The organism is Micromonospora sp. M51 (assembly GCF_018070305.1).
GTDB classification, from domain to species: Bacteria; Actinomycetota; Actinomycetes; order Mycobacteriales; family Micromonosporaceae; genus Micromonospora; species Micromonospora parva.
On sequence record NZ_JAGPXZ010000339.1, the window covers coordinates 1 to 6,348 of the forward strand.

The following is a 6,348-nucleotide window of genomic DNA, read 5'->3' on the forward strand; positions in this document are numbered from 1 at the left end:
GCACGAGCAGGTTGTACGGCGACAGGTCGCCGTGCGCGTAGCCGGCCCGAGCCAGCACCCGCAGCGCCTCCACCAACTGGGCCCACAGGTCACTCAGCTCGGCCGGGCCGGGACGCAGTTGGGCCAGTCGCGGCGCCGCCTCCCCCGACTCGGCGTCACCGACGAACTCCAGCATCAACTCGGTGCCCCGCAACTGCACCGGGTACGGCACGGCGATCCGGTCGTGGCCGGCGCCGATCTCCCAGAGCCGGCTCAGGGCGGCGAACTCGGCCGCCGCCCACTGCCCGGCGATCATCTGCCGGCCGAACGCCGTCCGGCCGGCCATCGCCCGGTTCTCCCGGGACCGGCGCACCCGACGGCCCTCCAGGTAACCGGCATCGCGGTGGAACAGCCGGTGCTCGGGATCGCGGTAGCGCTTCACCGCCAACAGACAGGACCGGTCGGTGTCGGGCACCGCCCGACGGACCAGGTGGACGTCCGCCTCCTTGCCGGTCTTCAGCACACCCAGCTCGGTGTCCTTGGCGGCCAGTTCGGTGACCAGCCAGGCCGGGTGCGGCTGCGGCCCGTGCACGGCGTCGTCCCAGGACGACCAGCGCTCGCCGGTGTCCGGGTCGGGCTCGCTGTCCGGGTCCGCGAGCGGCTCGGTGGGCCGCCCGCGCTTCAGAAACTGCGGTTCGTCGTCGTCGAAGCGGCTCTTGCCGCGGGTTCGGCGCTCAAGCGCCGGAAGATCATGATCGCGCACTGTGGTGAGGTTCCCTTGGTCGAGGCTGAGATAGGCAGCTGGAAGCGACCTGCGAAGACGGCCATGACCGACCCCCTCTCCTCGACCGGGCACACACCCGGGACGCACGATGCGCGGACAATGCTCGTCGCAGCACGGCGACCGGTCAACCGAATAAACCGAGCCCAGTGCGCGAACCCTCAGCGGGCGAGGACGGTGGCGACCGCGGCGATCAACCCGTCCACGGTGCGGCTCGGCGCGAACCGGACGTCCGACCAGGTGCGCCCCCGGTGCAGCCAGACGCTGGGCAGCCCGACGGCCGCGGCACCGCCGATGTCCGCCTCCGGGCTGTCGCCGATCACCCACGACCCGCGCAGCGGCATCCGCACCCGTTGGGCGGCGAGCGCGAAGATTCTCGGGTTGGGCTTGCTGACGCCGGCCTCTTCGGAGATCACCCAGTCGGCGACGTACTGGTCCAGCCCGGTCCGGCGAATCTTGGCGTCCTCGACGCGTACGGTGCCGTTGCAGACCACCACCGGCACCCAGCCGGCGTCGTCGGCGATCCGCAGCGCGCAGGCGGTCAGCGGGTCGAGCCGGGTCTGCGCCACCACCCCGTCGTGCAGCTCCTCCACCAGGTCGATCGAGGGAATGCGCAGCTCGTAGCGGTCCCGGATGGCGTCGGCGAGGTCCCAGCGGTCGGTCAGGCCGTCGGCGTCGATGGAGACCAGCCAGTCGATGTCGGTGTGGGGCGCGCCGATGCTGTCCAGGAAGCGCTCACCCCAGCGGCGGAACGGCCCGGCCCGATCCAGCAGGGTGTTGTCCAGGTCCAGCAGGAGCAGTGGCACTCGGGCACCCTACGGGACCGACGTGTCCGCCAACAGATGCGGCGGGTATCGACCTGACGAAGGGCTCAGCCAGGCATCGACACCCGCGCGCCGCCCTGCTCCGGCAGCCGATCGACGAGCATCGAGTGGGCCGCCCGGGTGGCCGCGAGCACGGCCGGATCCAGCGACGCCACGAGCACCGCCGTGCCGTCGTCGGCCCCGCGAGCCAGCACCCGCCCCTCCGGGTCGTAGATGGCCGCGCCACCGTTGAACCGCCACGGGTCGACGCCGCCGACCGCGTTGGCGAAGACCACGAACATCGTGTTGTCCAGGGCCCGCGCGGCGTAGTAGAGATCCCGGCGGTGTTCGGAGCCGGTCAGGTACCCGCTCGGGCACAGGTAGGCGTGTGCGCCGTCGAGGGCGGCGGCCCGGCCGTGCTCCGGGAAACAACCGTCATAACAGATGCCCAGCCCGAGCCGCCAGTCGTCGACGAGCAGCGTGGCACCCCGATCGCCGGGGACGAACAGCTCCCGTTCGTCACCCCACAACTGCTGCTTGTCGTAACCGACCCGCACCTCGCCGGCCCGGTCGACCACCAGCGCCGCGATGGTCCGCCGGCCGTCCGGGTGCCGCACGGCCGCGCCCACCAGCGCGGTGACGCCGCCCTCGCGCGCCGCGACGCGCAGCGGGTCGAGCCGGGGATCCGCGACCATCCCGCCCTGATCGGCGGCGACGTCCGTGCCGGCCGGGTCGGCGGCGAGGGCCGGCGGGTGGTACGCGCAGAGGAACAACTCCGGCAGGACTGCCACCCGGGCGCCCCGTTCGCCCGCCTGGCGGACCAGGTCGGCGGCGACGAGCGCGTTGCCGGCGACGTCGCCCGGCGTGGGGGTGGCCTGGACGGTGGCCACCGTCAGCGGGGAGCTGGGCACGGTGTGGGGCTGGGTCACCGGGCGATGGTAAACGGCACCATCCCAAGCCGTACGTACGGTTTGCGTGCCCCGGGTTGACCTGCGACGATCGACGTGTGCCCAGAGTAAGTCAGGACCAGCTCGACGCGCGCCGGCAGGAGATCCTCGCCGCCGCCCGGGCGTGTTTCGCCCGGCTCGGCTACGAGGGCGCGACCGTACGCCGCCTTGAGGAGGCCACCGGTCTGTCCCGCGGCGCGATCTTCCACCACTTCCGCGACAAGGACTCGCTCTTCCTGGCCGTCGCCGAGGACGACGCCGCGGCCATGGTCGAGACGGTGGCCCGCAACGGTCTGGTGCAGGTGATGCGCGATCTGCTGGCCCGCGCCGTCTCCCCCGACACCACCGGCTGGTTGGGCAGCCAACTGGAGGTCTCCCGGCGGCTGCGCACCGACCCCGCGTTCGCCAAACGGTGGGCCGAGCGGTCCGCCGCGATCGCGGAGGCGACCCGGGACCGGCTGGCCCGCCAGCGCGACGCCGGGGTGCTGCGTGAGGACGTACCGATCGACGTGCTGGCCCAGTTCCTGGAGCTGGCCTACGACGGTCTGGTGCTGCACCTGGCCATGGGTCGACCGGCCGGTGACCTGGGCCCGGTGCTCGACCTGGTCGAGGAGGCGGTCCGCCGGCACTGACCGCGCGGGCACCGGTCGGTCGACCGTGGCGAGGCTGCTCCACAATGGGGCCGCCGATCCCCTCCGGTGACAGGAGCAGTCGATGAGCGTCCACGCCGCGTCCGGTGACACCTGGGGCATCTCCGGCCCGACCTTCCTCCGGTACTACCTCGCAGCGGCCATCCTGGTGGTGGTGATCGCGGCGTACCACCGGGTCCGGCTCGCCGCCGGATCGACCGGCGCCATGACCACCGACCCCCTCGGGCCCCAGCAGGTCGCGTACCTCAACGGGGGGCCTCGGCTGGCCGTACACGCCGCGCTCGGCGGGCTGCGCGCCAGCGGAGCGATCGGCGTGCGACCGGACCGCCGGCTGACCACCGTCGGGGCCGCGCCGACCGGGCTCACCCCGCTGGATCAGGCCATCCACTGGGCGGCCCACCAGCACGCCCGGGTCGGGGACCTCCCGCAGGACGAGCGGGTACGCACCGCGCTGCACCAGATCCGCAACGGCCTGGAGCAACGCGGACTGCTCACCGACGACGCGCAGCGCGCCCGCGCCCGCTTCTGGGCCACGATCCTGATCGCCCTGCTGGGCCTCGGTGTGCTCCGGTTGGTCTCCGGCCTGTTCAACGGTCACCCGGTCGGTTACCTGCTGCTGACACTGGTTCCGCTGCTGATCATCACGCTCGTGCTGCGCCGGGCGCCCATGCTCACCCGGGCCGGTCGATCGGCAGTGCGTTCCGTCCGCCGCGAGCACACCCACCTCGCGCCCGCCTCCGCACCCGCCTACGCCACCTACGGGGCGGCCGGCGCGGCGATGGGCGTCGCCCTGTACGGCACCGCCTCGCTCTGGGCACTCGACCCGGGCTTCGCCGAACAGGCCGAGATTCAGCGCCAGGCCGCCTCCGGCAGCGGATGGACGGGCGGGTCCGACGGGTCCTCCGGCGGCGGGGACAGCTCCGGTGGAGACGGTGGCAGCTCCTGCGGCGGTGGTGGCGGGTGCGGCGGCGGGGGGTGCGGCGGATGACCGGCCCGTCCGGGGTCGGCATCGGCTGGCGTCCGGAGATCGCCGGCTTCGTGGCCGACCTGCCCGGCCTGCGCTTCGTCGAAGTGGTGGCCGAGGGGGTGCCCGCGTCCGGGCCGCTCCCACCCGGGCTGACACAGCTGCGGGAACGCGCGGTGACAGTCGTACCGCACGGGGTGCGGCTCTCCCTCGGCGGCGCCGAGCCGGTCGACCCGGCCCGGGTCGGCCACCTGGCCGCGGTGGCGCAACGCCTGGACGCCCCGCTGGTCAGCGAACACATCGCGTTCGTCAGGGCCGGCGGTCTGGAGGCCGGGCACCTGCTGCCGCTGCCGCGCAGCCGGGAAGCCGTCGACGCGGTCTGCGCCAACGTGGCGCGGGCCCAGGCCGACCTGCCGGTGCCCATCGCGCTGGAACCGATCGCCGCGTTGGTCGACTGGCCCGACGACGAGCTGGACGAGGCGGACTTCCTCACCGAGATCCTCGACCGGACCGGGGCCCTGCTGCTGCTGGACGTGGCGAACGTGCACGCCAACGCCCGCAACCGGGGCGCCGACCCGCTGGCGGTGCTGGACCGTCTGCCGCTGGAGCGGATCGCGTACGCCCATGTGGCCGGCGGCGCGGAGTACGGCGGTTTCTACCACGACACCCACACCGACCCGGTTCCGTCAGCGGTGCTGGAGCTGGTCGGCGCGCTCTGCGCCCGGCAGCGGCCACCGGCGCTGCTGCTGGAACGCGACGGCCACTACCCGCCGGCCCCTGAACTCCGCGCCGAACTGGACGCCCTGGCCGCCGCCGCGGGCTTCCCGGCCGTCACATGACCGGCGCGCCCCACGGCGACCCGACAGCCGCGCCCCGCGCCGGGCTCGCCGAACGGCAGGCCGAACTGGTCGCCGCGCTCGTCGCCGGAGGGCCACCCCCGCCGGGGTTCGCGCCCGGCCCGCTGGCCGCCACCCGCGCGGCCCTGCTGCGCAAACGGGCCGGTGCCGTCGCCCGGCACTGGCCGTTGCTCGCCGCCAGCCTCGGTGCCAGGTGGACGACGACCTTCGCCGGCTGGGCCGAGCGGCGACCCACCGCCGGGTCGCTGCGCGACGGTTGGGACCTGGCCCGCGCGCTGCACGCCGAACGTGCGCTGCCGCCGCCGGCAGCCGAGGAGCTGGCCGCCCGGGAGGCACTCCTGCGCTACGACGGGCTGCGGCCGCCACGTCCGCGCCGGTTGCCGGCGGTGGGCCGCGCCGGCGGGGCCGTCGCGGTGCAGATCGCCGGCCGGGTACGCCTGCTGCGCCCCGCCCCGCGGGTACCCACCCGTGCTGGCGACGGCGTTTCGGATGCGGCAGGATCGGCATTATGGATCTCGGACTGACCGACCGCGTGTACGTCCTCACCGGCGCCTCCCGCGGCCTGGGTTTCGCGACAGCGCAGTGCCTGGTCGCCGACGGTGCACGGGTGGTCCTCTCGGCCCGGGACGCGGACGCCGTGGCCGCCGCCGCGCAGCAGCTGGGTGGGCCGGAGCACGCCGTCGGGCTGACCGGCGACCTGACCGACCCGGAGACCCCGGGGCAGCTCGTCGCCGCCGCCCAGCAGCACTTCGGCCGGCTCGACGGCGCGCTGATCTCGGTCGGTGGGCCACCGCCCGGCAACGCCGCAGCGGTCACCGACGAGCAGTGGCGGCTCTCCTTCGAGACGGTCTTCCTGGGCACCATCCGCGCCGTACGCACTGTCGCCAACGCCCTGCCCGAGGGCGGCGCGATCGGGCTGGTGCTCTCCACCTCGGCGCGTGGCCCGGTGCCCGGTCTCGGCATCTCCAACGGTCTGCGGCCCGGCCTGGTCGGTGCCGCCAAGGACATCGCCGACGACTACGGCCCACGGGGCGTCCGCGTGGTCGGCCTGTTGCCCGGCCGGATCATGACCGATCGCAACCGGGAGCTGTTCGGAGCTACCGGCGACCCGGAGCGGGCCCGCGCCGAGGCGGAGGCCGGCATCCCGCTGCGCCGCATCGGCGACCCGGCCGAGTTCGGTCGGGTGGCCGCGTTCGCGCTCTCCCCCGCCGCGAGCTACCTCACCGGGATCACAGTGCCGGTCGACGGCGGCGCGCTACGCGGGCTGTGACCCCCGACAGGGCCCGGCACACCCGCGCCGTGACACCGCCGAAGCCGGCCCGCATCGACAGAGCGGCCGGGCCGACCCGGGCGGAGTTGGCGGCGGC

The 6,348-nt window shown here is 74.5% G+C and carries 8 protein-coding genes; 5 read left to right on the plus strand and 3 right to left on the minus strand.

Annotated elements, in window-relative coordinates; all coding sequences use genetic code 11:
- The 3 genes from KBX53_RS18595 to KBX53_RS18605 all read right to left on the minus strand — a co-directional run.
- A partial coding sequence (locus KBX53_RS18595; RefSeq protein ID WP_210860648.1) for an RIO1 family regulatory kinase/ATPase occupies positions 1–742 on the minus strand: 742 nt, incomplete at its 3' end.
- Positions 743–921: 179 nt separating this feature from the next.
- A complete protein-coding gene (locus KBX53_RS18600; RefSeq protein ID WP_030337281.1) occupies positions 922–1,566 on the minus strand; it encodes an HAD family hydrolase in 645 nt (214 codons plus the stop codon).
- Positions 1,567–1,631: 65 nt separating this feature from the next.
- A complete protein-coding gene (locus tag KBX53_RS18605) occupies positions 1,632–2,492 on the minus strand; it encodes a carbon-nitrogen hydrolase family protein (RefSeq protein ID WP_210860651.1) in 861 nt (286 codons plus the stop codon).
- Positions 2,493–2,569: 77 nt separating this feature from the next.
- Between KBX53_RS18605 and KBX53_RS18610 the strand changes: the two genes are divergently transcribed.
- The 5 genes from KBX53_RS18610 to KBX53_RS18630 all read left to right on the plus strand — a co-directional run bounded on the left by KBX53_RS18610 (position 2,570) and on the right by KBX53_RS18630 (position 6,251).
- The gene (locus tag KBX53_RS18610; protein ID WP_030337284.1) at positions 2,570–3,142 is read left to right on the plus strand and encodes a TetR/AcrR family transcriptional regulator; all 573 of its coding nucleotides are present in this window, start codon (positions 2,570–2,572) and stop codon (positions 3,140–3,142) included.
- Positions 3,143–3,224: 82 nt separating this feature from the next.
- Entirely contained in the window at positions 3,225–4,148 is a 924-nt protein-coding gene (locus KBX53_RS18615) for a TIGR04222 domain-containing membrane protein (protein ID WP_030337285.1), read from the plus strand.
- Complete coding sequence (locus KBX53_RS18620) at positions 4,145–4,963, plus strand: DUF692 domain-containing protein (protein ID WP_210860653.1); 819 nt, start codon at positions 4,145–4,147, stop codon at positions 4,961–4,963. Before KBX53_RS18615 ends, KBX53_RS18620 begins: the two co-directional genes overlap by 4 nt.
- Complete coding sequence (locus tag KBX53_RS18625; protein WP_210860654.1) at positions 4,960–5,505, plus strand: hypothetical protein; 546 nt, start codon at positions 4,960–4,962, stop codon at positions 5,503–5,505. The genes KBX53_RS18620 and KBX53_RS18625 overlap by 4 nt, the downstream gene beginning before the upstream one ends.
- Positions 5,490–6,251 (plus strand): SDR family oxidoreductase, encoded by a 762-nt coding sequence (locus KBX53_RS18630; protein ID WP_210860655.1) that lies wholly within the window; start codon positions 5,490–5,492, stop codon positions 6,249–6,251. Before KBX53_RS18625 ends, KBX53_RS18630 begins: the two co-directional genes overlap by 16 nt.
- The last annotated feature ends 97 nt before the right edge of the window (positions 6,252–6,348 follow it).